26 protein-coding genes and 9 tRNA genes are annotated in these 25,051 nt (G+C 43.8%); 9 read left to right on the forward strand and 26 right to left on the reverse strand.

What is annotated here, in order from left to right:
* The first annotated feature begins 9 nt into the window (after positions 1 to 9).
* The 5 genes from rpmA (at position 10) to folA (ending at position 3,554) form a co-directional block, all read left to right on the forward strand.
* A complete protein-coding gene (gene rpmA, locus EYW48_RS12370; RefSeq protein WP_053308761.1) occupies positions 10 to 267 on the forward strand; it encodes a 50S ribosomal protein L27 in 258 nt (85 codons plus the stop codon).
* Between the two features lie 222 nt (positions 268 to 489).
* A complete protein-coding gene (gene cgtA, locus EYW48_RS12375; RefSeq protein ID WP_053308760.1) occupies positions 490 to 1,665 on the forward strand; it encodes an Obg family GTPase CgtA in 1,176 nt (391 codons plus the stop codon).
* Between the two features lie 116 nt (positions 1,666 to 1,781).
* The gene (locus tag EYW48_RS12380) at positions 1,782 to 2,543 is read left to right on the forward strand and encodes a threonine/serine exporter ThrE family protein (protein WP_053308759.1); all 762 of its coding nucleotides are present in this window, start codon (positions 1,782 to 1,784) and stop codon (positions 2,541 to 2,543) included.
* A gap of 1 nt (position 2,544) precedes the next feature.
* A complete protein-coding gene (locus tag EYW48_RS12385; RefSeq protein ID WP_053308758.1) occupies positions 2,545 to 3,018 on the forward strand; it encodes a threonine/serine exporter family protein in 474 nt (157 codons plus the stop codon).
* Positions 3,019 to 3,071: 53 nt separating this feature from the next.
* Positions 3,072 to 3,554: a type 3 dihydrofolate reductase gene (folA, locus tag EYW48_RS12390; RefSeq protein ID WP_277432488.1), complete on the forward strand. Its 483-nt coding sequence runs from the start codon at positions 3,072 to 3,074 to the stop codon at positions 3,552 to 3,554.
* Positions 3,555 to 3,600: 46 nt separating this feature from the next.
* On the opposite strand, the gene apaH is transcribed toward folA, so the two are convergent.
* The 6 genes from apaH to lptD are packed head-to-tail and all read right to left on the reverse strand — an operon-like array spanning position 3,601 to position 10,371.
* A complete protein-coding gene (apaH, locus tag EYW48_RS12395; RefSeq protein WP_176312135.1) occupies positions 3,601 to 4,416 on the reverse strand; it encodes a bis(5'-nucleosyl)-tetraphosphatase (symmetrical) ApaH in 816 nt (271 codons plus the stop codon).
* Between the two features lie 10 nt (positions 4,417 to 4,426).
* Complete coding sequence (gene apaG / locus EYW48_RS12400) at positions 4,427 to 4,807, reverse strand: Co2+/Mg2+ efflux protein ApaG (RefSeq protein ID WP_053308755.1); 381 nt, start codon at positions 4,805 to 4,807, stop codon at positions 4,427 to 4,429.
* A 59-nt stretch (positions 4,808 to 4,866) separates the two neighbouring features.
* Entirely contained in the window at positions 4,867 to 5,673 is an 807-nt protein-coding gene (gene rsmA / locus EYW48_RS12405) for a 16S rRNA (adenine(1518)-N(6)/adenine(1519)-N(6))-dimethyltransferase RsmA (protein WP_053308754.1), read from the reverse strand.
* Between the two features lie 13 nt (positions 5,674 to 5,686).
* A complete protein-coding gene (pdxA, locus tag EYW48_RS12410; RefSeq protein ID WP_171979673.1) occupies positions 5,687 to 6,688 on the reverse strand; it encodes a 4-hydroxythreonine-4-phosphate dehydrogenase PdxA in 1,002 nt (333 codons plus the stop codon).
* Positions 6,669 to 7,964 (reverse strand): peptidylprolyl isomerase SurA, encoded by a 1,296-nt coding sequence (gene surA / locus EYW48_RS12415; protein ID WP_172532102.1) that lies wholly within the window; start codon positions 7,962 to 7,964, stop codon positions 6,669 to 6,671. The genes pdxA and surA overlap by 20 nt, the downstream gene beginning before the upstream one ends.
* A gap of 55 nt (positions 7,965 to 8,019) precedes the next feature.
* A complete protein-coding gene (gene lptD / locus EYW48_RS12420) occupies positions 8,020 to 10,371 on the reverse strand; it encodes an LPS assembly protein LptD (RefSeq protein WP_277432489.1) in 2,352 nt (783 codons plus the stop codon).
* 148 nt (positions 10,372 to 10,519) lie between these two features.
* On the opposite strand from lptD, the gene djlA reads away from it, so the two are divergent.
* Positions 10,520 to 11,374, forward strand: a complete 855-nt coding sequence (gene djlA / locus EYW48_RS12425; protein WP_277432490.1) for a co-chaperone DjlA — start codon at positions 10,520 to 10,522, stop codon at positions 11,372 to 11,374.
* Positions 11,375 to 11,473: 99 nt separating this feature from the next.
* Here the strand turns inward: djlA and EYW48_RS12430 are convergent.
* The 13 genes from EYW48_RS12430 to mutY all read right to left on the reverse strand — a co-directional run bounded on the left by EYW48_RS12430 (position 11,474) and on the right by mutY (position 17,184).
* Positions 11,474 to 11,549: transfer RNA gene (locus EYW48_RS12430), tRNA-Asn, on the reverse strand.
* 29 nt (positions 11,550 to 11,578) lie between these two features.
* Positions 11,579 to 11,654: transfer RNA gene (locus tag EYW48_RS12435), tRNA-Thr, on the reverse strand.
* A 35-nt stretch (positions 11,655 to 11,689) separates the two neighbouring features.
* Positions 11,690 to 11,765, reverse strand: a tRNA-Asn gene (locus EYW48_RS12440).
* A 15-nt stretch (positions 11,766 to 11,780) separates the two neighbouring features.
* Positions 11,781 to 11,856: transfer RNA gene (locus EYW48_RS12445), tRNA-Thr, on the reverse strand.
* A 54-nt stretch (positions 11,857 to 11,910) separates the two neighbouring features.
* Positions 11,911 to 11,986, reverse strand: a tRNA-Phe gene (locus EYW48_RS12450).
* Positions 11,987 to 12,245: 259 nt separating this feature from the next.
* On the reverse strand, positions 12,246 to 13,871 hold the full coding sequence (locus EYW48_RS12455; RefSeq protein WP_277432491.1) for a methyl-accepting chemotaxis protein: 1,626 nt from the start codon (positions 13,869 to 13,871) through the stop codon (positions 12,246 to 12,248).
* 241 nt (positions 13,872 to 14,112) lie between these two features.
* Positions 14,113 to 14,188, reverse strand: a tRNA-Asn gene (locus EYW48_RS12460).
* A 45-nt stretch (positions 14,189 to 14,233) separates the two neighbouring features.
* Positions 14,234 to 14,309: transfer RNA gene (locus EYW48_RS12465), tRNA-Phe, on the reverse strand.
* A 6-nt stretch (positions 14,310 to 14,315) separates the two neighbouring features.
* Positions 14,316 to 14,391 (reverse strand) — tRNA-Thr (locus EYW48_RS12470).
* Positions 14,392 to 14,445: 54 nt separating this feature from the next.
* Positions 14,446 to 14,521: transfer RNA gene (locus EYW48_RS12475), tRNA-Phe, on the reverse strand.
* 105 nt (positions 14,522 to 14,626) lie between these two features.
* Entirely contained in the window at positions 14,627 to 15,757 is a 1,131-nt protein-coding gene (gene mltC / locus EYW48_RS12480) for a membrane-bound lytic murein transglycosylase MltC (protein ID WP_053308748.1), read from the reverse strand.
* Positions 15,758 to 15,835: 78 nt separating this feature from the next.
* Positions 15,836 to 16,108 (reverse strand): oxidative damage protection protein, encoded by a 273-nt coding sequence (locus EYW48_RS12485; protein ID WP_010320634.1) that lies wholly within the window; start codon positions 16,106 to 16,108, stop codon positions 15,836 to 15,838.
* A 20-nt stretch (positions 16,109 to 16,128) separates the two neighbouring features.
* Positions 16,129 to 17,184 carry an A/G-specific adenine glycosylase gene (gene mutY, locus EYW48_RS12490; protein WP_168523458.1) on the reverse strand — a complete coding sequence of 352 codons (1,056 nt, stop codon included), beginning with the start codon at positions 17,182 to 17,184 and terminating at the stop codon, positions 16,129 to 16,131.
* A 175-nt stretch (positions 17,185 to 17,359) separates the two neighbouring features.
* Here mutY and trmB point away from each other — a divergent pair, with 175 nt between their 5' ends.
* Positions 17,360 to 18,079 carry a tRNA (guanosine(46)-N7)-methyltransferase TrmB gene (gene trmB / locus EYW48_RS12495; protein ID WP_053308746.1) on the forward strand — a complete coding sequence of 240 codons (720 nt, stop codon included), beginning with the start codon at positions 17,360 to 17,362 and terminating at the stop codon, positions 18,077 to 18,079.
* A gap of 195 nt (positions 18,080 to 18,274) precedes the next feature.
* The gene (glsB, locus tag EYW48_RS12500; protein ID WP_053308745.1) at positions 18,275 to 19,195 is read left to right on the forward strand and encodes a glutaminase B; all 921 of its coding nucleotides are present in this window, start codon (positions 18,275 to 18,277) and stop codon (positions 19,193 to 19,195) included.
* 68 nt (positions 19,196 to 19,263) lie between these two features.
* Here glsB and hemW read toward each other — a convergent pair whose 3' ends face one another.
* From hemW to EYW48_RS12535, 7 genes are all read right to left on the reverse strand, one after another.
* Complete coding sequence (hemW, locus tag EYW48_RS12505; protein ID WP_168523456.1) at positions 19,264 to 20,424, reverse strand: radical SAM family heme chaperone HemW; 1,161 nt, start codon at positions 20,422 to 20,424, stop codon at positions 19,264 to 19,266.
* 2 nt (positions 20,425 to 20,426) lie between these two features.
* Positions 20,427 to 21,023 carry an XTP/dITP diphosphatase gene (locus tag EYW48_RS12510; RefSeq protein ID WP_053308743.1) on the reverse strand — a complete coding sequence of 199 codons (597 nt, stop codon included), beginning with the start codon at positions 21,021 to 21,023 and terminating at the stop codon, positions 20,427 to 20,429.
* A gap of 15 nt (positions 21,024 to 21,038) precedes the next feature.
* The gene (locus tag EYW48_RS12515; protein ID WP_168523454.1) at positions 21,039 to 21,470 is read right to left on the reverse strand and encodes a DUF4426 domain-containing protein; all 432 of its coding nucleotides are present in this window, start codon (positions 21,468 to 21,470) and stop codon (positions 21,039 to 21,041) included.
* Between the two features lie 42 nt (positions 21,471 to 21,512).
* Positions 21,513 to 21,803, reverse strand: a complete 291-nt coding sequence (gene yggU / locus EYW48_RS12520; protein WP_053308741.1) for a DUF167 family protein YggU — start codon at positions 21,801 to 21,803, stop codon at positions 21,513 to 21,515.
* A complete protein-coding gene (locus EYW48_RS12525; protein WP_053308740.1) occupies positions 21,803 to 22,360 on the reverse strand; it encodes a YggT family protein in 558 nt (185 codons plus the stop codon). Before EYW48_RS12525 ends, yggU begins: the two co-directional genes overlap by 1 nt.
* Before the next feature lie 62 nt (positions 22,361 to 22,422).
* A complete protein-coding gene (gene proC / locus EYW48_RS12530) occupies positions 22,423 to 23,241 on the reverse strand; it encodes a pyrroline-5-carboxylate reductase (protein WP_277432492.1) in 819 nt (272 codons plus the stop codon).
* Between the two features lie 33 nt (positions 23,242 to 23,274).
* Positions 23,275 to 23,982: a YggS family pyridoxal phosphate-dependent enzyme gene (locus tag EYW48_RS12535; RefSeq protein ID WP_277432493.1), complete on the reverse strand. Its 708-nt coding sequence runs from the start codon at positions 23,980 to 23,982 to the stop codon at positions 23,275 to 23,277.
* Between the two features lie 25 nt (positions 23,983 to 24,007).
* Here EYW48_RS12535 and EYW48_RS12540 point away from each other — a divergent pair, with 25 nt between their 5' ends.
* Positions 24,008 to 25,045: a type IV pilus twitching motility protein PilT gene (locus EYW48_RS12540; RefSeq protein ID WP_176245836.1), complete on the forward strand. Its 1,038-nt coding sequence runs from the start codon at positions 24,008 to 24,010 to the stop codon at positions 25,043 to 25,045.
* Positions 25,046 to 25,051 lie beyond the last annotated feature (6 nt).

Here is a 25,051-nt window from a genome sequence, read left to right on the forward strand (position 1 = left end):
AGTTTAACAATGGCACACAAAAAAGCTGGCGGTTCTACTCGTAACGGCCGCGATTCAGAAAGCAAACGTCTTGGTGTTAAGCGTTTCGGTGGTGAATCTGTTCTTGCAGGTAACATCATCGTTCGTCAACGTGGTACTAAGTTCCACGCAGGCACTAACGTTGGTATTGGTAAAGACCATACTCTTTTCGCTCTTACCGAAGGTAAAGTGAAGTTTGAGGTTAAAGGTTCTAAAAACCGTAAATTTGTTAGCATCGAAGCTGAATAAGTTTAGTACCTAGCTGAATTCAAAAGCCCTGCCGTTACGGTGGGGTTTTTTATTTATCAGTCGAACAGAAAAGAAGACACTCTAATCGCTAGAGTTTCTCCTTATGTGTTCCAATTGCAGGTGAAACAAAGGATGACCAAGGTCGATTCTGAGTCTGTATCTGCTAGAATTTATATCATTGTGTAACAGTGATATCGCAGCGCAAATAGTGCGGAGTAACAAATGAAATTCGTTGATGAAGCGGTAATTAAAGTCGAAGCGGGCGATGGCGGTAACGGTGTCGTTAGCTTTTGGCGTGAAAAATTCGTGGCGAAAGGTGGCCCTGACGGTGGCGATGGCGGTGATGGTGGTGACGTCTACATTCAAGCTGACGAAAACCTTAATACTCTAATTGACTACCGATTCCAGCGTTTCTACGCAGCTGAGCGTGGTAAAAATGGTAGTGGTGGCAACTGTACTGGTAAACGCGGTAAAGACATCACGCTAAAAGTCCCTGTCGGTACGCGTGCGGTTGATATCCATACCAATGAAGTCGTTGGTGAGGTTGCTGAGCATGGTAAAACCGTCATGGTCGCAAAAGGCGGTTGGCACGGTCTAGGAAACACTCGCTTTAAGTCCTCGGTTAACCGTGCTCCACGTCAAAAGACAATGGGTACTAAAGGTGAAGTCCGTGAGTTGCGTCTTGAGCTATTGCTGCTTGCTGATGTCGGTATGCTTGGTTTACCTAATGCGGGTAAGTCGACGTTCATTCGCTCTGTTTCTGCTGCAAAACCGAAAGTTGCCGATTATCCGTTTACAACCTTAATCCCAAGCTTAGGCGTGGTGAGTGTTGTCCCTGAGAAGAGCTTTGTGGTTGCCGATATTCCAGGCTTGATCGAAGGCGCTGCGGATGGTGCTGGCTTGGGTATTCGCTTCTTAAAACACCTAGAGCGTTGTCGCGTGTTGCTGCATATGATCGACATCATGCCGATTGATCAAAGTGATCCGGCGCAAAATGCACTAACCATCATTGATGAGCTCGAGCAATACAGCGAGAAAGTAGCACAAAAACCACGTTGGTTAGTGTTCAACAAAGTTGATCTTATGCTGGAAGAAGAAGCGGATGAAAAGATCCAAGAGATCTTGGAAGCATTGGCTTGGGAAGGTAAATACTTCAAAATTTCGGCTGTGAATAAGAAAGGCACCGCGGAGTTATGCCGTGAGTTGGCTGACTTTATGGAAACATTACCTCGTGAAAAAGAAGAGCTAAGCGAAGCGCAAAAAGTTGACTTCATGTGGGATGATTACCATAAAGATGCAATGAGTGGTCAGAACGTTATTACTGAAGATGACGATGATGATTGGGACGATTGGGATGACGAAGAAGATGACGGTCACGTTATCTATGTTCGTGATTAATTTTGTCCAAAGTATTGAGCCGCAATAGCAATTGCGGCTTTTTTGTGTCTAAATCAAATTTCAGATACTTATTTTCGTGCAAAATGTTGCACTTTTAGGACGTTAGGAAAGGAATCATGGCATCCAAACAGAGATCGGTTTCTCGATTAGTCGCCCAAGCAGGGCAGATGTTATTAGCGCATGGTGCTGAAAGCACTTTAGTGGGTGATATTATGCGTCGAATGGGCGCAGCCTGTGGAATGAGTGAAGTGGAAGTATCACTTTCCGCCAGTTCGTTAGTATTGACTACCGTTTATGATAGCCACTGCATTACGACCGCTCGTCGTTGCCCTGATCGTGGTATCAATATGCGAGTTGTGACTCAAGTGCAGCGCATTTGTATCATGATGGAGAAAGGAATTTTAGACTATTCTCTTGCACAGAAGAAACTCAATCAAATAAGTCCAGAGCGCTATAATCGTTGGTTAGTGGTGGTGATGATCGGTCTTTCATGTGCGGCATTCGCTCGTTTGGCTGGCGGAGATTGGACCGTATTTGCAATGACTTTCATTGCTTCTGCTGTAGGCATGATCGTTCGCCAAGAAATAGGCCATCGCCACTTTAATCCGCTCGTCAACTTTGCGGTCACAGCATTTGTTACGTCTACCATTTCTACTCAAGCGGTCATCTACCAATTAGGTAATAAGCCGACCATTGTCATGGCTTCTTCGGTATTGATGTTAGTGCCTGGTTTTCCATTGATTAATGCGGTTGCTGATATGCTTAAAGGCTACATCAATATGGGCATTGCTCGCTTTGTTATGGCCAGTTTACTCACCTTGGCCACTAGCCTTGGGATTGTTGCAGCGATGAGTCTGACTGGCGTGTGGGGGTGGTAACATGGATTGGATGAATTTATTGATTGGCTTAGCTAATGATATGTTTTTTGCAGCGATTCCTGCGGTGGGTTTTGCTTTGGTATTCAATGTGCCCGTGCCTGCACTTAAGTACTGTGCTTTAGGTGGTGCGATTGGTCATGGCTCGCGTTATTTGATGATGCAATTTGGTATTCCAATTGAGTGGGCGACTTTTTTCGCCGCAACCATTGTTGGAATGGTGGGCGTTAATTGGTCGCATAAATTTTTGGCACACCCCAAAGTGTTCACTGTTGCGGCGTTAATCCCGATGGTACCTGGTGTCTTTGCTTTTAAAGCAATGATCGCCATGGTTGAAATTAACCATCTTGGCTTCACCCCTGAACTGTTTTCGACGCTGATGGCTAATTTTCTGAAAGCAATGTTTATTATTGCCGGCTTAGCGGTTGGTCTCGCGGTACCAGGCTTGTTATTCTATCGCCGTAAACCCATTGTTTAGAACATTGAAAGCGGAATATCGTTTTCTCTCATTCCACTCTAGGATCTTATTTTATGATCATCAGTATGATTGCCGCGATGGCAGACAAGCTAGTTATTGGTAAAGATAATCAAATGCCATGGCATTTACCTGCGGATTTTGCGTGGTTTAAGCGCTGTACTTTAGGTAAACCTGTGATCATGGGGCGTAAAACCTATGAGTCGATTGGTCGTCCTCTACCTGGTCGCCATAATATCGTGATCAGCCGTGATGCTTCTCTGATGATTGAAGGAGTATGTGTTGCACCTTCCATAGATGAAGCAATCAAGGTTGCGGGTGATGTGGATGAAGTGATGATCATTGGTGGGGGCTCTATCTATCAAGCCTGTATGCCAAAAGCCAATAAGCTATACCTCACCTTTATTGACTTAAATGTTGAGGGGGATACCCAATTTCCTGAATGGGGAAGTGAGTGGCAGGAAGTGCATCGTGAAGCGTATCAAGCGGATGAAAAAAATGCACACAACATGCAGTTTGTGATTTTCGATAAGAAATAACAGATTCCGGATCGCCATTAAGCGGTGATCCGGATGTTCTAATCCGTTAGTTTTTGTGTGCTAAAGCTGGTTGAATGAAATATTGTTGATCTTCCCAACGTAGCATGGTCAGAGTTCCTCCCCATACACAGCCAGTATCCAATCCAATGCAGCATTGACTGCGGTAGCCTTCCAATGCGGCCCAGTGACCAAATATGACGGTTTTATCTAAGGGAATTCGCTGAGGAACATCAAACCAAGGGATGAGTGCGTCATCGCTAACTTGTTGTGGCGGCAGCTTACACGCCATGTCTAGCCTTCCATCCGTAAAACAAAATCGCATACGGGTATAAGCATTGATGATGTAGCGATAACGCTCGATACCTTGCAGCTTGTGACTCCAGATATCGGGAGTGTTGCTATACATCTGCTCTATCAACCAGCGCCAGTTTTCACCTTGCAAAACCGCGGCGACTTCTTTTGCTGCTTCACGTGCTGTATTGAGATCCCACTGCGGTGAAATACCGGCATGACACATCACAAACTCGGGATGTTCAGCCATAAGTGGTTGATGGCGTAGCCACTCTAATAGTTCGTCAGCGTCATGAGCTTGAAGGATCGGCAGTGTTTTATCTCGAGATTTGGCCGGATGAATCCCAATAGATACCGCGAGTAAGTGAAGATCATGGTTACCCAACACGACGCGCGCTGAATTACCTAGCGCTTTTACAAAGCGTAATGTTTCTAATGATTTTGGCCCCCGTGCGACTAAGTCACCTGCTAGCCAAAGCGTATCATGCTGTGGTTGAAATTTTACGGTAGCAAGCAGATGCTGAAGTTCATCAAAACAGCCTTGAATATCACCGACGATATAATTCGCCACGAGTACCTCATTAGTTTAAAACGTTAGGGATCGCGAGACGAAAAGGGGCTATCTCTACGATAAATTCATTCTGATCTTGATCAAGCATGACATAGTGACCTTGCATAACACCGACTGGTGTCTCTAAAGCCGTTCCACTGTGATAGGAGTATTCATCATTGGCTTGGATAATTGGTTGCTCTCCAACGACGCCATCGCCTTCAATCGACATTTGCTTACCATTAGAGTCAGTGATAAGCCAGCGGCGGCTCATAAGTTGAACTTGCTGTTTACTTAAGTTGGTGATGGTGATGAGGTAAGCGAATATATAGCGATGTAATTCAGGACTTGACTGTTCGGCAATGTATTTAGTTTGGACTTGGATTTTGATACAAGGTTGAGATACGTCCATGTTAACTCCTTGTTTGATAGATGAGCGATAGACATTGAAAGTATATCGCTCAATCGTCATTAGGCGTGATTAGCGTCTAACCAGTTTGCCATAGCAACAAACTGTTCAAGTGTTAGGTTTTCTGGGCGCAAAGCAGGGTTAACACCAAGTTCTTCTAACGTTTCCGCTTCAATTAAACCTTTGTAACAGTTACGTACCGTCTTACGACGTTGGTTAAAGCCATCACGACACACTCGTTCCAACCACTTCATATTGGTTGTTGGATGCGGTAGGACTTCATAAGGCACTAAACGTACAACGGCTGAATCTACTTTTGGTGGCGGTACAAATGCAGTAGGTGGTACTTCTAACACCGGTACTACTTTACAGAAATACTGAGCCATAACGGTTAGACGGCCGTATGCCTTGCTACCAGGGCCCGCAGCTAAACGATTAACCACTTCTTTTTGCAACATGAAGTGCATGTCTTGAATGTCTTTATGAAATTCAAATAAGTGGAACATTAGCGGTGTTGAAATGTTATACGGCAAGTTGCCAAAAATACGCAGTTTATTATTTGGCTTCACTAATTGAGTGAAGTCGAAACGCATGGCATCGCCTTCATGAATCGTCAATTTACTTGATAATTCAGGGTGGTTACGGAGACGTTCGGCCAAGTCACGGTCCAGCTCTATGACCGTAAATTTATCGACTTCACGGCCTACAGGTTCAGTGATGGCACCAAGACCAGGACCAATCTCAACCAGGTTTTGCCCTGGTAGTGGATTAATCGCAGAGACAATACCATCAATAATGTATGGATCGTTTAGGAAGTTTTGACCAAAACGTTTACGCGCTTTGTGTCCTAAGTGGACATCATTTCTCATAGTTTTCTCGAAATTAATTAGGTTTCTTTTCTACCAAGTCAATCGCGTAGGCGAGTGCTGTTCTAAAGCTCCCTGTATCCGCAACCCCTTTCCCTGCTAATTCGAGCGCGGTGCCATGATCGACCGATGTTCTTATAAAGGGTAGACCAAGAGTAATATTTACTGAACGACCAAAACCTTTGTATTTTAATACGGGTAAAACTTGGTCGTGATACATGCCTAAAACAGCGTCGGCATCTTGCAAGTATTTGTCGTTAAAGATGGTGTCGGCTGGTAGTGGGCCTATCAAATTAATGCCATCTTGTTGACGAATTTTTTCTAGTGTCGGCGTGATGGTTTCAATCTCTTCACGACCTAGGCAGCCATCTTCTCCTGCATGAGGATTTAATCCGCACACATAAATCTTCGGTTCTGTGATAGCAAATTTTTCCAACAGATCCTTATGTAGGATCTCAATGATTTTTTCTAACCGCTCTTCCGTAACCGCTTTGGATACATACGCAAGTGGAATGTGAGTCGTCACCAGTGCCACTCTTAATCCTTCAGTTGCAAGCATCATCACGACTAATGGTGTATTTGACTTCTCAGCAAAAAACTCGGTGTGGCCACTAAAAGCAACACCAGCACGGTTGATCACCCCTTTATGCACAGGGCCGGTGACAATAGCATCAAATTCATCATTCATACAGCCTAAAGCGGCTCTTTCTAATGTGTTTAATACATAATGACCGTTTGCTTCATCAAGCTTCCCCGCGACAACGGGGGTTGCGAGAGGAATGTGATCAACAACTAATGACCCCGCTTGTTGGGGGGTCGGCTCCGCACTTGAGTCATAATCTTCAAGTTTTACATTAATACCAAGCTGTTGTGCACGTTGTTCGAGTAACGTTTTATCAGCGCACACAATCAGTTGATGTGCCCAATCTTCTTTAGATAGCGCCAGTACTAAATCTGGACCAATACCCGCAGGCTCACCAGCAGTGACAACAATACGTTTAATTGTCATCTTGCTCATCCTTTAAAATTTCCACAAATGCACTGGCGCGCATTTCTTGCAGCCAAGCACTTGCTTCTTCATTAAATTTACGGTTAAAGAGAATACGATAGGCTTTATTTTTTATTGCGGAATCGGTGCGGTCAACTTCACGGCGATCAAGCACTTCAACAATGTGCCAGCCATGCACGGTTTTAAATGGTTCACTGATTTGACCCACAGGTAAAACTTCAACTTGGTGTTTGAATTCTGGAACGTATAAGTCAGGTGTTTGGTAACCTAATTCACCATCTTGCGCTGCTGAACCTGGGTCTTGACTGTATTGTTGAGCGAGTTCGGCAAAGGTAGCCTCACCAGCATTAATGCGGCGGATAAATTCATTCAGCTCTTTTTGTACACCGTCATCACTTAAAATAACCGTTGGTTTTATCAGAATATGACGCGCATTTACTTCGGTTACCGCAACGGTTTCTAAACCTTTCACATCTTCAATTTTCAATATATGGAAGCCAACACCACTGCGAAATGGACCAATAATGGTGCCTTTATTCTGCATTTTGATTTGATCAGCAAAGATAGTTGGCATTTCTTCTTTACGCATCCAGCCCCAATCACCACCTTGCAGTGCCTTTGGACCTTTAGAGTAGGTATAAGCCATGGTACTAAAATCAGCACCTTGGTTTAGTTTTTCAGCTAATTCTTTGGCTTGTTTCTCAACAACGGTTTTATCTTGGTCATCACTAAAACGTAGCTGGATATGACCAATTTTATACTGAACGGTCGCATTGGTTTCCTGGGCAAGGATATCGGCTAGGTTATCGACTTCAGCAGGGAGGATATTGACTCGACGGCGCACAAGAGCATTGCGAGCTTCACTAGCTGCAATTTCTTTGCGCACTTGTTCGCGAAACTCTGCGTAAGTTAAATCTTCAGCGGCAACAGAGGTAGTCAGTTCGTCAATCGTTTGGTTGTTATTCTTAGCAATTTCATTGATGGCTTCATTAAGGCGATTATCATCGATCCGCACCCCAATACGCTCAGCTTCTTGCTGCTGAACGGTATCGATAATTAGTTTTTCTATCACTTGTTCGCGCAGGACCTTTTCATCAGGAAGTGTTTGGTTATTTTTCTTAGCATTGATGTACAGGGTTTTTATGGCGCTATTAATATCGCTTTGCAAAATAACGCCGCTATTGACGATAACGGCAACGCGATCAAGCTCAACGGGAGTCGCTGAAGCGGTTGCAATATTTAATGTTGCAACTAAGCCAATAAGGGTGTGTTTCCACAATTTCATTTGCAGTCCTATCAAAGATGAGAAAAAGCCTACGTGATAGCATAGGCCAAATAAATTAGTTACTTAGAGTAAATGGGCGACCATAACCTAAAGCATTACCAGCGTTATCAACTCCAGCTAAACCTGAACCAGCACCAATGGTGGTACCAAAACCGACAATGCCGAAGTTTAGGCTAAAGTTATTTTCATAAACTGGGTCAGCATCCGGGTCAGTGATAAAGTTACCATTCCAACTTCTTAACTGATTGCTATAGGTAAAGCCAATATACCAACAATCAGAGGTATAGCTTAAGTTCGCCAGCCACTCCAAGCTTTCATCGGTCGTTAAATCGTAGAAGTACTGACCGCTCACATTCCATTTACGATTGATCTGGTAACCGCCTAATAAACCAACCTGTGAAATGCCATCGACAGTAATTGAATTTACCGGAACGCTATCACCGACGGTGTTTTCGATATACTCTTTCGTTACATAACGATAGTTGGTTTGAATATATCCAGAGCCAACACGATACTCTAGGGTGCTGTTGGCGAGTTGCATCGCACTTGTATCAATGTCGTACTGAACGCCACCGTGGTAGAAAAGGTAATCGTCATAGTTGAAGTCCATTTCTACCGCCCAAGCTGAGTAGTTGGATTTAACCTCTTCGTTACTACTGCTATCCAGTCGGTTGCTTTTGTTAAGATATAGAATTTGACCAAAAGAGATGTTCAAACGTTCTTTATATTGCTCATCAAAGAAGCGGGTTGATGCGCCGTAGCTAAATTGGTTTGCTGCCGCTATTTCATCAACACCACTGTATTTGCGGCTGCGGAAAAGCCCATAGTAATCGGTTTGCAGCAGCGTTGTATCGTATTTAGCAATGTTGTTTTGATTTTCTTTCGGTACATACAAGTACTGGAGTTGTGGTTCGAGAGTTTGTGTGTAGTCCTCGAAGATTGCGGTATTTCTTTCTAAGACAATTCCGGCATGAGAGCGAAATTCAGGTATAACACGAGTGACGCTTTCTTCAAGATCTTGGTATTCACTTGCTGTAACACCATCGAGATCTTGTTGGTAATAAGTCCCTAACAGTCGGGCTTCGGTAGTCCAGGTCCCCCAGGTATTAGCGATAGGGATAGTAATGCCGGGTTCTATATGTACCCGTGTTGCAGCGGGTTTGCCTGTTGCATTGGTTTCAAAGCGCGATATATGACTGATTAAGTCGAAGTCCATATAGGGCAGCAGCTCTGGTGCGTAATAGTTAAACGCAAGCTGTGGCATTAAACGGTATGGTTGATTGGCATTTGTTTTATCTTCAGTGAGTAATTGAAAATCACGAACCAGTATTGATGAATCCCAATTATCAGAGCGATAGGTAGCTTGACCTTCTTGAATTAACTGCCCATCCTCACGGTTACCAATGCTAGAATCTAAATCGGAAAAGTAGCTAATGTCACTGACGCGAGAGTAATCAATATCAAACTTCCATACCTGGTTGAAAATACCGCTATGTTCATATTGGAAGCCCCAACGGTTTCCTTGTTCAGTGTATTTTTTATCGTCAGGTAAATATTCAGATTTAATGCTACCGCTACCGAAGTCACTCAGATAACGAAATTTGCTGTTTAACTGTGTGCCACGTTCTTGCATGTATTTAAACGTGGTTTCTAGGTCGTAGTTTGGCGCCAAATTCCAGTAGATAGGTACTTCAGCCTCAAAACCATCACTAGAGCCATAAGATATCGTTGGGTACAAAAAACCAGTCTTACGAGTATCACCAATCGGTACGGTTAAAAAAGGTAGGTAAAAAACTGGTACATTTTGAATTTCAAAACGAGGGTTGTAGAACGTCGCTTGTTCTTCGTTCTGGTCAATATCGATGCTCGATGCTTTCAAACGCCAAGCGTTATCGCCTTCGGGGCAAGAGGTAATCGAACCATCTTCAATTTCATAAACCGCTTTGCCTGTTTTTGAAACATAAACCGCTTCACCGCGTCCCGGTTCACACAAAAACTGATATTTTGTGTTTTCTAGCGTCATTAAGTCGGTATTAAGATCATTGGTCGCTTTGTCTGAAACGGTTTTTACTTCGCCATCACTAAAGTTTACATTGCCCTCAGCAATCACAATGTTTTCTTTTTGGTGAAGAGTCACTGTATCTGCCAAAATACGTTTTTTGCCTTGAACGACGACCACGTTACCTTTGTAGTTTGCGCGTTCGCCATTCACTGCTTCTAGCGTATCGGCTTCAACATTGATAGGCTGCTCATTAGCGCCTTCAGCTTCGGGTTCGTTGATCAAACATTGATCTATAGCGGGCAGTTCCTGCACACTATCGTCTAACATAGCTTCTGCTTGAGTCGGTGGCACAAAAAGAGCTGCGCTGATTGAAGCGGCTAGTATGGTGCGGGAAAAACATGACATCGAGTTGTACTATCCTGTTGAACTTGATTGATTCGGAATGTGAATGGCCGAATGTTAAATAAAACGTTTCCTATCATAAAGGAAATTGAAGCTCCCGGCACTATCAGACAGCTTCACTACTAAAAAATTCATAGATTGAGAGCACATAATGCATATTTTTGGCAAAATTCTTGGCGCTTTTTTTGGCTTCTTGTTTGGCGGGCCGTTTGGCGCAATGTTTGGTTTATTCCTCGGGCATCAATTTGATAAGGCTCGCCGCTTAAATCAAGCGGGTTTTAAAACTGGCGCATTTGGCTCTGGTCCAAGCCAAAGTGAGCGACAAGAAGAGTTTTTCAAAGCTGCATTTGCGGTAATGGGGCATGTAGCCAAAGCCAAAGGGCAGGTGACCAAAGAAGAGATTCACCTCGCCACAACGATGATGGAACGAATGAATCTGCATGGCGAGCAAAGAGCCGCAGCACAAGCAGCATTTCGTGATGGTAAAGAGCCACACTTTCCTCTTGATGAGGTACTTGAGCGAGTGCGCTTATCAACCAGTGGCCGTTTTGATTTGATGCAGTTTTTCCTTGAACTGCAAATATCCGCAGCGTTTGCTGATGGTTCTCTGCATCCGAGTGAACGTAGTGTACTGCACAAAATAGCCAACGGTTTGGGTTTTTCTTCAGCGCAATTAGAGCAACGTTTACGTATGCAAGAAGCGGCTTTCCGCTTTCAGCAAAATGGTGGTAGTTTTGGTGGACACCAAGGACAGCAACAATCAGGTTCATGGCAGCAAGCTTCGCAAGGCGATCGCTTGTCAGACGCTTATGATGTTTTGGGGGTGGACGACAGTGCGGATTCCAAAGAAATTAAGCGAGCCTATCGTAAGCTGATGAATGAGCACCATCCAGATAAATTGATGGCCAAAGGCTTACCACCAGAAATGATGAATGTTGCGAAAGAAAAGTCACAACAAATCCAAAATGCTTATGACCTAATCAAAAAAGTGAAAGGTTTCAAATAAACTCGGTTTGAGTCGTAGATTTAAGAGTCAGTCGATACTGGCTCTTTTTTATGATTCAGATATGAAAAAAGCCAAGTCATGTGACTTGGCTTTAGAAAGTGGCTCCCCCTGCAAGACTTGAACTTGCGACATACGGATTAACAGTCCGCCGTTCTACCGACTGAACTAAGGGGGAATTGATGCTTTTATCTCTCATCAAGAGAATGGTGCCGACTACCGGAATCGAACTGGTGACCTACTGATTACAAGTCAGTTGCTCTACCTACTGAGCTAAGTCGGCTCCGAATCAATAAGCTATGGCTCATTGATGAAAAGTGGCTCCCCCTGCAAGACTTGAACTTGCGACATACGGATTAACAGTCCGCCGTTCTACCGACTGAACTAAGGGGGAACAGGTTTTAAAGAATGGTGCCGACTACCGGAGTCGAACTGGTGACCTACTGATTACAAGTCAGTTGCTCTACCTACTGAGCTAAGTCGGCACATATTTTCTTTAATTTTATTGTCTGTGCTGAGCACCAACAATTTAGAAACTGTGGTGCCCGGAGGCGGAATCGAACCACCGACACGAGGATTTTCAATCCTCTGCTCTACCGACTGAGCTATCCGGGCGACGGGGTGTATTAAAAGGTTTTTCGCATTTAACGTCAACACTAAAATGCAAAAAAAATGTCGTTTGTTGCTTTTCTATACTTAGTGACTCGTTTTTGCCCATTTAGGTTAAGAAATGGTAGCGGATTATGTAGGGATATGGATATCAGATAATGAAATAAGGCCATTTAATTAAAAGGAGAAAAAACAAAAGCACGTCGAAAACATGCTTTTGTTGAATTTGATGATGTGTGTTGAGCTATTGCTGTAATACAGAGTGCTAGTTTTTTATGGTGAACTTATTCACCCACAGTTCAAGTTCATTAGAGAGTGAGGTCAAAGTTTGGGTACTATTGTGACTTTCAGTAACCACCTGGCTAAGTTGTACACCACTTTCTTCGATCATATTAATTCTTTTAGAAATATCATCACCGACTTGGGTTTGTTCTGCCGCTGCTGTGGCAATTTGATGGCTCATTTCAGAGATTGACTCTAACGCAATCACAATTTGTTGTAGCGCTTCAGAGGCACCTTCAGATTCCGTCACCGTGCTTTGACTAGTATCAGCACAAACTTGCATTGTTTGAATTGCGTTACGAGAGCCTTCCTGTAAGTTGTTGATCATGTGCTGGATCTCTTTCGTGCTGGTTTGGGTGCGACCCGCGAGGTTTCTCACTTCATCAGCCACGACTGCAAAGCCTCGTCCTTGTTCGCCAGCTCGAGCCGCTTCAATGGCAGCATTGAGAGCGAGTAGGTTGGTTTGCTCGGCAATATCACCAATCACATCCAATACTTTGGCTATGTTGTTTACGTCGTTATCTAAGTTTGATACTGCTTGGCTTGCGGTACCTAGTTGAGCTGCTAAGCCTCGGATATTGTCGACGGTATTATGTATCAACTGCTGAGTGTGTTGGCTTTGCTTATCGGCTTGGTCTGTGTTGCACGCCGTATCACTTGCTGAATCGGCTACATTATTTGCCGACGATGCCATTTCTGTCATTGCGGTTGCAATCATTGCCGTTGATTGCTGTTGAGTTTCGGTCAGATGAGCAATCGAAGAAGAGCGAGATTCTACCTGAGCGAGTTCTTGACGCAGAGCATGCATTGACGACTCTAAATTTGTCACTAAGTTTGCTAAAGATTGACTCATTTGCTGTACTGCTTGATAGATACTGCCGTCAGAGGCTTTAGTCTCAAAACTTGTTTGAATACTGCCTTTAGCAACGGCTTGAACAGCATTGAGTACGTCTTTAGGTTCACCACCAAGTAGCGTGAGCATTTTATGAATGGAGTAAATCAGAATGGATAAAATAATGCCTGCGATAACAACACAGAGTGCTAATTGCCATTGTGCTGTCGACCAAAAACGGGCGTTGGCTTCATTAAAACCAATACCAGTGCCGACAACCCAGCCCCAGTGCGGTGTTTTTTCTGCAATAGAGAGTTTTTCTTCAATAGAGCCATCGGCTTGAGTTTGTGTCCAAGTGTATTCGACAATTTTCCCTGACTGATTGCCAATAACTTTTTGTATTAGAGCTCCAACACTTTTGCCATCACTGTCTTTAAAGTCATTAAAACTTGTACCATGTAATTGTGGGTCGAGTGGGGTGGCGATAAACGTCATATTTTCATCAGCTACATATACGTACTCATTATCTTTATAGATGTTGTTGCGCAGTAATCTTGTGGCTAGATCTTTCGCTTCCTGCTCTTGAAGTTTGCCTTCTTGCTCCATTTTTTCGACTTCAGTTAAAATACTGTAAGCACTTTTGAATAACTCTGTTACTCGAGCTTTGTTATCTAAGTTACTGGCGACTCGTAGAGTCCATAAGCCTGATGTAGTAAGGGCTAGTAATGCTATAAAGATAATTCCTGATAATAAATAAGCTTGTGTCTTTAGTTTCATGGCCTAACTCTCATACTCTGTTTATGGCTTATAAGTGATATTTTAAGTATCACTTTTAATAATGAAACCATCATAGTAGGAATATACCTACATCAGTAATAGATGATTACAAAAATATGACAATGATTAAATTTTTATCTCGAAAAAAGTCTAATTCAACATGAAAACTTATTAGGTGGGGGATTGTGGATAGAAACAATAGATACAAAAAAAGCCAAGTCTTGCGACTTGGCTTTTAAAGTGGCTCCCCCTGCAAGACTTGAACTTGCGACATACGGATTAACAGTCCGCCGTTCTACCGACTGAACTAAGGGGGAATTATTCTTGTGTAAATGTCTTTATTAAACACTTGCACCAAATAATGGTGCCTCGAGGCGGAATCGAACCACCGACACGAGGATTTTCAATCCTCTGCTCTACCGACTGAGCTATCGAGGCAATAAATGGTGCCGACTACCGGAGTCGAACTGGTGACCTACTGATTACAAGTCAGTTGCTCTACCTACTGAGCTAAGTCGGCACACTTTATTTATTGCTTGCTGTTACTTAAGTTAAGCACCAACAATTTAATTTGTGGTGCCCGGAGGCGGAATCGAACCACCGACACGAGGATTTTCAATCCTCTGCTCTACCGACTGAGCTATCCGGGCAACGGAGCGCTATTAAACGGATTTTCCTCTCAATCGTCAACTGCTTTTTTAAAATATTTTCAAAAAACCGTTTGTTTGCTGCGAATTTAGACAAAAACACCTTTGCTAGCCACTGGTGTTAAATTCCTTTTTAAACTTTGTTACTTTTTCTAAGTATCTTCTTGATTCTGAATTGGGATGTTTTTTAGTGAGCGCCCAGTAAACTTGGTTGGGTTGCAGTGAGTTTAAGTCATTCATGGCCCGTTTTCTGTCTTTATTGAAGGTGTTGAGAACTCCGCCAGTGCCGCCGTTATAAGCCGATATCATACTGTATTCGAGCGATGTTGGGTGCTTTACGTCCTTCAGGTAGCGATTTTTGAGGATATAAAAATAGGCTGTACCGGTATCAATATTATTTTCTGGGTTAAATAGGTACTCAGGGCTAGGTTCACCTGGTTTCTTTTTCACCAAAGAAAAGACATCTCGGCCTGCTGTTTTAGGTACTACTTGCATTAGGCCGTAAGCATTAGCCCAACTGACGGCGTAAGGGTTAAAACTACTTTCTGTTTTGATGATCGCGTAGATCAAATCTTCGGGGATGTCATATTTCTTTGATGCTCGGTGCACAATATCCGCGTACTTGTAGCTACGCTTTGATGCGTGGTCGACCACCATCGGAATTTGTACGTAATAGGCTTTTTTGAAATCTACATTTTTCGTTTTTAATTGATTTTCAATGAGATAATCAGCGTATCGATTAGCGCGCCAAGACCATTGGATTGGCTGTTTGTCTTGATCCAGAACTTGGTTGTACAAAAATGGCTGGCCTTTGAGTTCAATATTTTGTGATGAAAAAAGGTCAACTTGGGCAGGATCATCAGGCGTCAATAAGGTGGTGATAATCGCATTACGCAGATGCTTTTTGGGGTCGGTCGGGGATACGGTTTCGACAATAATGGTGCCATCAGAAAAGTTAACTTCAGAGCGGCTAAGGTAGTTATCGATGTATTTCACATAGTTGCTTTTACCTGCAACTTTAATTTCTTTGCTACCCCAGCGTTTTTCGATGTTACCGGAGAAACTGCTAATTAACGCATCTAAAGCAGCGGTATCTTTGACAAACTGCCCGGGTAATTGCGCTAGGTTTTTCGCAAAGCGGTTGGTGGGTTCATAGTCGACGTCGTAAATACGTTCTATGAATTCTCGACTGCAGCCAGCCAGCAGCATTGCAATAAAAAAGTAAGTCAGCTTTCTCATTAGGTTCCCAATACAAAAATGACATCAGAGCGTCGACTATGATGTCATTGATTATCCTTGAAATAAATAAGGTTACTTTTATTTGCTTGGAGGCGTATAGCCTTCAATGTGGACTTCTTTTCCTTCAAATAGGAAATTGGTCATCTCGGTTTCGAGCAACTTACGATGTTCTGGATCCATCATATTGAGTTTTTTCTCGTTGATTAGCATGGTTTGTTTATGCTGCCATTGCGCCCATGCTTCTTTTGATATGTTATCAAAAATACGTTTACCCAATTCACCAGGGTAAAGTTGAAAATCCAAACCGTCGGCTTCTTTATTTAGTCGAGCACAAAATACAGTGCGGCTCATAATGACTTCCTCTTAAGTTTTTAAGGGTTAATTTCAAATGGAAGGCTTTCTAATAGCTGCTTTACAGGGGCAGCTAAGCCGATTTGTTCTGGTTGCGATAAGTTATACCAAAGACCTTTGCTTCCTTCCATGATGATATTGGGTTGTTGAGACAGTTCAACCAATATTGGCGTAATGTCTAAGTGGTAGTGGCTAAAAGTATGACGAAATGCGATCAAAGGACGAATTGAACGCACGGTACTTTCTTTTATTGCCCTGTGATCAAGTTGATCTTCAATCGCGTTATTAGGGTTTTCTGGAAAGCAAAATAACCCCCCCCAAATACCGCTTTGAGGACGCTGTTCTAACCAAACCTGATTATTATGATGGATCATGATGAACCAAGTTTGCTTGGTTGGTTTTTCTGTTTTGGGTTTTTTACCCGGGTAATCGAGAGGGTTACCCTGCTTATTGGCGATACAAAAGGATTCAACTGGGCAGAGCGTGCACTTTGGTTTACTACGAGTACAAACCATGGCTCCCATGTCCATCATAGCTTGGTTGTAGCTATCGACATCTTGACTGGGTGTATTGGTTTCGGCGTATTGCCATAATAAATTTTCGACTTTTTTCTGTCCCGGCCAGCCTTCTACAGCAAAACAGCGCGCTAATGTGCGTTTTACATTGCCATCTAAAATAGCGTGTGGCTGCTTATAAACCGAAGAGAGTACCGCTGCCGCTGTAGAGCGGCCAATACCCGGTAGAGCATTCATTTGCTCTATATCAAGGGGAAACTCTCCGCCATATTCACTCGCAACAATTTGAGCCGCTTTGTGAAGGTTACGTGCGCGCGCGTAATAACCAAGCCCTGTCCACAGATGCAAAACTTCGTCTTGCTCGGCGTTGGCTAAGTCAACCACGGTTGGAAAACGTTGCATAAAGCGTTCGAAATAGGGGATCACCGTGGTTACTTGGGTTTGCTGCAACATAATTTCAGACAGCCAAACGCTGTAAGCGGTTTTATTCTGTTGCCACGGTAAATGTTTGCGCCCATAGGCGTCATACCATTTTAAAATGGCTTTAGCGAAAGGTGTCACGACGTGCTCTTTAGTTTATAGTTTTAGTGGGGCAAAATTGCACCACATAAATGATGAGTTGTAAAACCGACAAACTGTGTGGGTTTATCCAGCAAGTTTATTTCGATAACACTTGCACCGAGAATGATTCTTTGGATAATCCCCGCTTTGATTAATCAATGTGCAGGCAAGATCAATGAGTGAAGTAACCACCAACGAATACACCGAAGAAGGCAAGATCCTACGCAGAATCCGTAGTTTTGTTCGTCGTGAAGGTCGATTAACTAAAGGCCAAGAAGCTGCGATGAATGAATGTTGGCCAACAATGGGTATTGATTACCAGCCACAATTACTTGATTGGAGCGCTGTTTTTGGCAATGACAATCCAGTAGTGTTGGAGATTGGTTTTGGTATGGGTGCCTCATTAGTTGAAATGGCTAAAAATGCACCTGAGAAAAATTTCTTTGGTATTGAAGTACACAGTCCAGGTGTTGGAGCGTGTTTAGCTTCTGCACGCGAAGCGGGTGTCACTAACTTACGTGTAATGTGTCATGATGCGGTTGAAGTTTTTGAGCACATGATCCCAGCGGGCAGCCTGCATACTTTGCAACTGTTCTTCCCAGACCCTTGGCATAAAAAGCGTCACCATAAACGCCGTATCGTACAGTTAGAATTTGCTGAAATGGTACGTCAAAAACTAAAAATGGAAGACGGTATCTTCCATATGGCGACAGACTGGGAAAATTATGCTGAGCATATGATTGAGATAATGAACCAAGCGCCAGGTTTTACCAATATTGCAACCGATGGTGACTATATTCCTCGCCCAGATGAACGACCACTGACTAAGTTTGAAGCGCGTGGACACCGTTTAGGTCATGGCGTGTGGGATATTAAATACAAGCGTATTGCATAAGGCGTGTTTGTATCACTACTACAAATGAAGTGCGTTTAGTCGTTATCCATTACCGCTAAGCATACTCGCTACAATAAACGATTAAATAAAAGCCAACATTATAGTAATGTTGGCTTTTTCGGCCTTAGCGCCCTACAAAACATCACCATTATAAAAATAGAGAAAGTACATTTCTCACCGAAGGTAAGGTCATCAATGAAACCGACACAAGCAATACTTGCGGACATCTTGGATGAGGTTCGCCCTCTTATCGGTCACGGCAAGGTCGCCAATTATATTCCTGCGTTGGCGAAAGTTTCGAATCAAAAATTGGCGATTGCGGTTTATACCAACCAAGGCGAAGTGATTAAAGCGGGAGATGCAGACCAAGGTTTTTCGATTCAGTCGATTTCAAAAGCACTGAGCTTAACATTGGCGATGATGTTGTATAAGCCAGAAGAGTTATGGATACGTGTTGGCAAAGAGCCCTCAGGCCAAGCGTTTAATTCGATGATTCAGCTTGAAATGGAACAGGGTATTCCTCGTAACCCTTTTATCAATGCGGGAGCAATAGTGGTAGCTGATATGCTGCATAGTCGCTTGTCTGCGCCTCGACAACGTTTGCTTGAATTTGTGCGCCAGCTATCCGGTGAAGAGAGTATCGTGTACGACAAAGTGGTGGCTGCCTCTGAAATGATGCACAGTGACCGTAATGCCGCGATAGCCTACCTGATGCGTTCTTTTGGTAATTTTCACAACGAGGTTATTCCGGTTCTTCATAACTATTTTCACGCTTGTGCACTAAAAATGAGTTGTGTCCAGTTGGCGAAAACTTTTAGCTACCTGGCCAATAAAGGTGTGTCGGTACAGACGGGGGAAGCGATTGTGACGACCACTCAAAGCAAGCAAATTAATGCACTACTAGCCACATGTGGTTTGTATGATGGGGCAGGAGAGTTTGCTTATCGAGTGGGTATGCCGGGCAAGTCTGGCGTAGGCGGTGGTATTGTTGCCATTGTCCCGGGGGAAATGACGATTGCTGTATGGTCTCCAGAGCTCGATCCTTCAGGAAACTCTCTGGCTGGGACAAAAGCATTAGAGTTATTAGCAGAACGCATTGGCCGCTCTATCTTTTAATACATTGTTTTCGTTTACAAACCGTTTTATACATTAATGACGCCCCTCTTATGAGAGGCGTCTTAGCGTTACTCTTCATCAGCCATAAAGGCTTCTAACAAATCATTGAGGAACAATTTTCCTTTCTCGGTGATTTGCCAGTGTGTCGCGTTTTCACTTAAATATTGCTCTGCCAGTGCCCAATCAATGGTCGGCTTGATGATATCTAAACTTAAACCTGTGGTTTCGACAAAATCTTGTTTTGGGCAAGGCTCCATCAGTCGAAAACGGTTCATGAAAAATTCGAATGGGCGATCACTGTCAGCCACTTCCATTTCACTATCTAGATAAGGTTTAAGTAAGTTGAGATAGCCGCGAGGGTGTTTGACCTTGGTGGTACGTACAATTCGACCATCAGCAAAACTCAGTTTACCGTGAGCACCACAGCCAATACCGAGGTAGTCACCAAAGCGCCAGTAATTGAGGTTGTGCTGACATTGATAGCCGGGCTTGCTGTAGCCTGAAATTTCATATTGTACGTACCCAGCTGCCGCCAATTTTTGATGACCTAATTCAAAAATATCCCACAGTGCATCATCGTCAGGTAGCGTTGGTGGTTTGAAGTAGAACATGGTATTTGGCTCAATGGTTAGCTGATACCACGATAAGTGCGGAGGGTTAAGCTCTATCGCTTTGTCTAAATCTGCTAGTGCTTGTTCAGTGCTTTGATCCGGCAAACCATGCATCAAGTCAAGGTTAAAGCTATTGAGCCCAATTTGATGAGCTAAGTGGGCGGCATTGACGGCTTCTTGCTGACCATGGATACGACCTAGGCGCTCAAGTTTTTGTTGCTCAAAGCTTTGTACACCAATCGATATTCGGGTCACACCAGCTTGTCGGTAACCGACAAAGCGCTCGGCTTCTACCGTGCCAGGGTTCGCTTCCATTGTGATTTCAATATCAGGCTTAAACGCGATTCGTGCTTCAATGCCTTGCAATAAGCGGGCAATACCTTGTGCGGAAAACAGGCTTGGTGTACCACCACCAATAAAAATAGAATGCAGTGGGCGAGGGGGGGCAGCCAGTTGATATTTGGCGATGTCGGTATCGAGATCTTCCAGTAGCGCATCAATGTATTCACGCTCGGGAATATCATGTTTCAGCGCGTGTGAGTTAAAGTCACAATATGGGCATTTTTGTACACACCAAGGGATGTGTACATACAAGCTAAGTGCGGGTGGTTGCAGCATTATTATTTTTGCTCATTGATGGCTTGAAATAGCTTTTGCAGTGCTTTGCCGCGATGTGACAACTGCTTTTTACGCACAGGATCTAGTTCCGCTGAGGCACAGTTGTCTTCCGGTACAAAGAAGATTGGGTCATAGCCAAAACCATTGCTGCCATGTGCTTGATGGAGAATTCGCCCTTCCCATTTGCCATGGCAAACTAAAGGTGTTGGGTCGTTTTCGTGGCGCATTAAAACCAAAACACAATGAAAACGTGCGCTGCGTTGTTCATCTGGCACACCATCCATTGCTGCTAATAGTTTCTCTAAGTTTTGTTGGTCGCTTGCTTTCTCACCGGCGTAGCGAGCCGAGTAAATGCCCGGAGCACCTTGTAGGTAATCAACTTCTAAGCCTGAATCATCAGCGATCGCAGGTAAGCCTGTTTCTTTAGCGGCATGACGTGCTTTGATGATCGCATTTTCAATAAAAGTGGTGCCAGTTTCGGCGACTTCAGACACATTGAATTCGCTTTGCGCAACCACATCAAAGCCAAAATCAGAGAGGAGATCGGCCATTTCACGCACTTTGCCTTGGTTGCCGGTGGCTAAGACTATTTTTTTCATCTTCAATGTTTCTCTTTATTCTTCGACATAAAATTTTTGGGAAAATTTAAGTTTGCCAGCCCCTTTTAAGCCAGTATTAACATCAATATCGAAACTCAAATTTTCTTCATTGGTGATCGGGAATTGAGCAATGTAGTAGATTGCATCTCCCTCTTTTACTTGTTTAAATTCTAGCTCACGTAAATTACCAATGAGGTTTTTGGCGTAACCGGTAATTTTCGCTTCGACCGCAGGTTTACCTAACGATGAGTTGTCCAGCACGCTGATGTTTAAAATCGCGGAATAGCCATTACGTTTGAGCTGGTAGCTGCGCGCCACTTGCGGTGTCAAAAAGGTGGAATTAAAGGCTGAGTAGTGCACTTCCACGTTTTTAATGGTCTTAAACTGCTCGGCTAGAGTGGGTAGTGAGAGGACTGCCATCAGTAGGGCGATAATCCATTTGCGCATGGTTTGCTCCTTATGCATGCAGGTTTACTAAATAAAAAGCCATCACAAGATGGCTTCAATAGGTGCTGGTATCACTTGTGGTGAATGGACTCTGACTTGTTTGTGACGGCCCAATTCTCCCTTTTCAATCTCTATTAAACTTTTAGCCACTTTAAATTGTTTGGCCAAAAACTTAGTTAAATGTGCATTAGCTTTACCATCGACCGGAGGTGCAGTGATGGCGACTTTCAGCTCCTCACCATGCAAGCCGACGATGCTATCGCGGCTTGCTTTAGGTTGAATGTAGAGCTTGAGAATTAAATCGTCGCCCTCTTGCCAAGCGGCAACTGACATTACAACTGGTGCCACACTGGGCCAATCAGATCGCCCATCAGGAAGTTGGCAAATTGAAGGCCAATAAAGAGCACTAATACGCTTAAATCAAAGCCACCCATTGCAGGTAAAATACGGCGAATAGGCGCCAGCATTGGTTCTGTCAATTGATGGAAAACGTATTCAATTGGACTACGGCCTTGGCTAACCCAGCTCAAAATAGCGCGGATCAACAATACCCAAAACAGTAAACCGCCCGCCGCTTTAATCAAAGATAGTAAGCCTAGGAATAAAAAGTCCACACTGAAGCTAACTGAACCGCCCGAGGCGATTAAGATCAATGCGACGAATTTAAGGACGCATAGTACATAAGCAAACAGTACGGTGGCTAAATCAAGACTGCCAATCGATGGGATTGCGCGGCGCAGTGGTCCCACAACTGGTTGTGTTGATTTAACGATAAATTGTGAAAATGGGTTATAGAAATCCGCACGCGCTGCTTGAAGCCAGATACGTAAGATCACAACCATGATATACAGATCAAACAGGGTGGATATCAAAAAACTCATTGAATTCATAAATGGCCCTTAATACGAGTAGTGTGTCGTTTGCGCTATAGCTTAGTGAAACGACACTAGGATTAAAACTGTTTTTCCATCTCTTGTGCACGTGCGACGGCTGCTTGCATCGCTTTTGCCACAATATCTGACAGCTGGTGGTCATTAAAAGTACGAATGGCTTCTGCGGTAGTGCCACCTTTGGAGGTCACTTGTTCACGCAGTGTGGATAGCTCAATATTTTGATTCGCTACCACCATTTCTGCGGCACCTAGCGCGGCTTGCTGAACCAACAAACGAGCGGTCGCTTGGTCAAAACCTTGTGCGATGGCTTCGGTTTGCATCGCTTCCATAAACAAGAAAAAATAGGCTGGCGCACTACCTGCAGCGGCGATTACTCCGTTAATACCCGACTCTTGTTCTACCCAACATACTTCGCCAACCGCTTGCATCAACTCAGCGGTAAAAGTTTTATCTTGCATAGAAACTCGTGGTGCTGCAAATAAGCCACTCATACCACGATTGACCAATGATGGTGTGTTCGGCATAACGCGCACGATGTTCAAATCGCAGGCTAGCATCTCGTTTAGGCGTGAAATTGAAACCCCTGCGGCAATCGAGATAACCAATTTGTTTGAAAAATCGATCACTTGTAATGGTTCACAAACGCTAGCCATCAGTTGTGGTTTCACCGACAGCACGACGACATCGGCTTGTTGCGCTGCACTCAAGTTATCGCTAGTAGTCTGAATACCATAATCGGCTTCAAGTGGCTTACGTCGTGTCTCTGATGGTGCGGTCGCGGTGATTTTATTCGCCGGATAACCGCTAGCAACCAAACCTGCAATGATGGCTTTCGCCATATTTCCCGTACCGATAAAAGCGATATTTTTGTGTTCCATTAAAAGATTCCTAACTTGTGATTGGTGCGCTCGTTACGATTGACTGTAGTCGCGTGCGCCAAAAATAGCGGTACCGATTCGTACCATAGTGCTGCCTGCTTCGATCGCGGCTTCCATGTCACCACTCATGCCCATCGATAACGTATCTAACCCTGAAAAACGTTCGGACAATTGTGCTTTTAACATGGCTAGTTTTTGGAATGCTGCCAGTTGAGAAGCATGGTCTGTCACATTTTCAGGTATTGACATTAACCCTCTTAACGTGAGGTTGGGTAGAGAGGATATCAACTCTGCCAGTTCAAATATTTCTTGTTCAGAAATACCCGATTTTGAGCTTTCACCGCTAGTGTTAACCTGAATTAACACCTGTAGTGGCGGCATGCTTGATGGGCGTTGGTCATTTAAACGTTGGGCAATTTTGTTTCTATCTACCGTGTGCACCCAGCTAAAATTTTCAGCGACTAAGCGTGATTTATTGGATTGAATCGGGCCAATAAAGTGCCATTCGAGAGGCAATTCAGGGTGCTGTGCAGCAAAGTATTGCACCTTATCGACTCCTTCTTGCACGTAATTTTCCCCGAATGCAGTCTGCCCAGCTTGCGCTGCTGCCAGAATGGTTTCGACAGGTTTGGTTTTACTGACCGCTAAAAGTTGCACTCTGTCTAGAGCGCGTCCACACTTTTGTTGTGCACTTTCAATTTGTGAAGTGATCTGTTCAATGTTTTGTTGAATACTACTCATAGCCTGACTTTACTAAGGAAATTAAATGGATATCGCTGAGCTACTGGATTTTAGTGTAAAGCACAACGCGTCAGATCTGCATCTTTCTGCAGGTGTTCCACCTATGGTACGTATAGATGGTGAAGTAAGAAAGCTTGGAGTGCCAGCTTTTACTCATGCAGATGTACATCGTTTGATTTTTGAGATCATGAACGATGCTCAACGTAGTGAATTTGAAGAGAAATTGGAAGTCGATTTTTCGTTTGAGTTACCTGATGTCGGACGTTTTCGTGTCAACGCGTTTCATCAATCTCGCGGCAGCTCTGCTGTTTTTCGTACAATTCCAACCACAATTCCGACATTAGAAGAGCTGCAAACGCCAGATATTTTCAGCAAAATTGCCAACTACGAAAAGGGTTTGGTACTGGTGACTGGACCAACAGGGTCAGGTAAGTCAACCACGCTAGCGGCGATGGTTGACTACATTAATACTCATCACAACAAGCATATCTTGACGATTGAAGATCCGATTGAATTTGTGCATAGCAACAATAAATGTTTGGTCAATCAACGAGAAGTACACCGCGATACACACAGTTTCAAAGCGGCTTTGCGCTCGGCTCTGCGTGAAGACCCAGACGTTATTTTGGTCGGTGAATTACGTGACCAAGAAACCATTAGCTTAGCGTTAACCGCGGCGGAAACTGGCCACTTAGTGTTTGGCACTTTGCACACTAGCTCTGCGGCGAAAACCATTGATCGAATTATTGATGTGTTTCCCGGCAGCGATAAAGAGATGGTGCGTTCTATGCTGTCAGAGTCATTACGTGCGGTGATTGCGCAAAAACTGCTAAAACGAATTGGTGGTGGCCGAGTTGCTTGTCATGAAATTATGTTGGGGACGCCTGCCATTCGTAACTTGATTCGCGAAGATAAAGTTGCTCAGATGTTTTCCATTATTCAGACTGGAGCGGCTCATGGGATGCAAACCATGGAACAAAATGCGAAGCAGCTCATTGCTCAAGGTATAGTTGACGCTGAAGAAGTGCAAACAAAGTTAGAATTGAACTCATCCCCGTTCTAAGAGACA

Origin of the sequence: Vibrio sp. 1180_3, assembly GCF_029478545.1 — a bacterium.
Classification (GTDB): domain Bacteria; phylum Pseudomonadota; class Gammaproteobacteria; order Enterobacterales; family Vibrionaceae; genus Vibrio; species Vibrio aestuarianus.

Coding starts and splice junctions, on each gene's coding strand:
- rpmA (WP_053308761.1), top strand. CDS start 10: ATGGCACACAAAAAAGCTGGCGGTTCTACTCGTAACGGCCGCGATTCA.
- cgtA (WP_053308760.1), top strand. CDS start 490: ATGAAATTCGTTGATGAAGCGGTAATTAAAGTCGAAGCGGGCGATGGC.
- EYW48_RS12380 (WP_053308759.1), top strand. CDS start 1,782: ATGGCATCCAAACAGAGATCGGTTTCTCGATTAGTCGCCCAAGCAGGG.
- EYW48_RS12385 (WP_053308758.1), top strand. CDS start 2,545: ATGGATTGGATGAATTTATTGATTGGCTTAGCTAATGATATGTTTTTT.
- folA (WP_277432488.1), top strand. CDS start 3,072: ATGATCATCAGTATGATTGCCGCGATGGCAGACAAGCTAGTTATTGGT.
- apaG (WP_053308755.1), bottom strand. CDS start 4,807: ATGGACGTATCTCAACCTTGTATCAAAATCCAAGTCCAAACTAAATAC.
- rsmA (WP_053308754.1), bottom strand. CDS start 5,673: ATGAGAAATGATGTCCACTTAGGACACAAAGCGCGTAAACGTTTTGGT.
- pdxA (WP_171979673.1), bottom strand. CDS start 6,688: ATGAGCAAGATGACAATTAAACGTATTGTTGTCACTGCTGGTGAGCCT.
- surA (WP_172532102.1), bottom strand. CDS start 7,964: ATGAAATTGTGGAAACACACCCTTATTGGCTTAGTTGCAACATTAAAT.
- lptD (WP_277432489.1), bottom strand. CDS start 10,371: ATGTCATGTTTTTCCCGCACCATACTAGCCGCTTCAATCAGCGCAGCT.
- djlA (WP_277432490.1), top strand. CDS start 10,520: ATGCATATTTTTGGCAAAATTCTTGGCGCTTTTTTTGGCTTCTTGTTT.
- EYW48_RS12455 (WP_277432491.1), bottom strand. CDS start 13,871: ATGAAACTAAAGACACAAGCTTATTTATTATCAGGAATTATCTTTATA.
- mltC (WP_053308748.1), bottom strand. CDS start 15,757: ATGAGAAAGCTGACTTACTTTTTTATTGCAATGCTGCTGGCTGGCTGC.
- EYW48_RS12485 (WP_010320634.1), bottom strand. CDS start 16,108: ATGAGCCGCACTGTATTTTGTGCTCGACTAAATAAAGAAGCCGACGGT.
- trmB (WP_053308746.1), top strand. CDS start 17,360: ATGAGTGAAGTAACCACCAACGAATACACCGAAGAAGGCAAGATCCTA.
- glsB (WP_053308745.1), top strand. CDS start 18,275: ATGAAACCGACACAAGCAATACTTGCGGACATCTTGGATGAGGTTCGC.
- hemW (WP_168523456.1), bottom strand. CDS start 20,424: ATGCTGCAACCACCCGCACTTAGCTTGTATGTACACATCCCTTGGTGT.
- EYW48_RS12510 (WP_053308743.1), bottom strand. CDS start 21,023: ATGAAAAAAATAGTCTTAGCCACCGGCAACCAAGGCAAAGTGCGTGAA.
- EYW48_RS12515 (WP_168523454.1), bottom strand. CDS start 21,470: ATGCGCAAATGGATTATCGCCCTACTGATGGCAGTCCTCTCACTACCC.
- yggU (WP_053308741.1), bottom strand. CDS start 21,803: ATGTCAGTTGCCGCTTGGCAAGAGGGCGACGATTTAATTCTCAAGCTC.
- EYW48_RS12525 (WP_053308740.1), bottom strand. CDS start 22,360: ATGAATTCAATGAGTTTTTTGATATCCACCCTGTTTGATCTGTATATC.
- proC (WP_277432492.1), bottom strand. CDS start 23,241: ATGGAACACAAAAATATCGCTTTTATCGGTACGGGAAATATGGCGAAA.
- EYW48_RS12535 (WP_277432493.1), bottom strand. CDS start 23,982: ATGAGTAGTATTCAACAAAACATTGAACAGATCACTTCACAAATTGAA.
- EYW48_RS12540 (WP_176245836.1), top strand. CDS start 24,008: ATGGATATCGCTGAGCTACTGGATTTTAGTGTAAAGCACAACGCGTCA.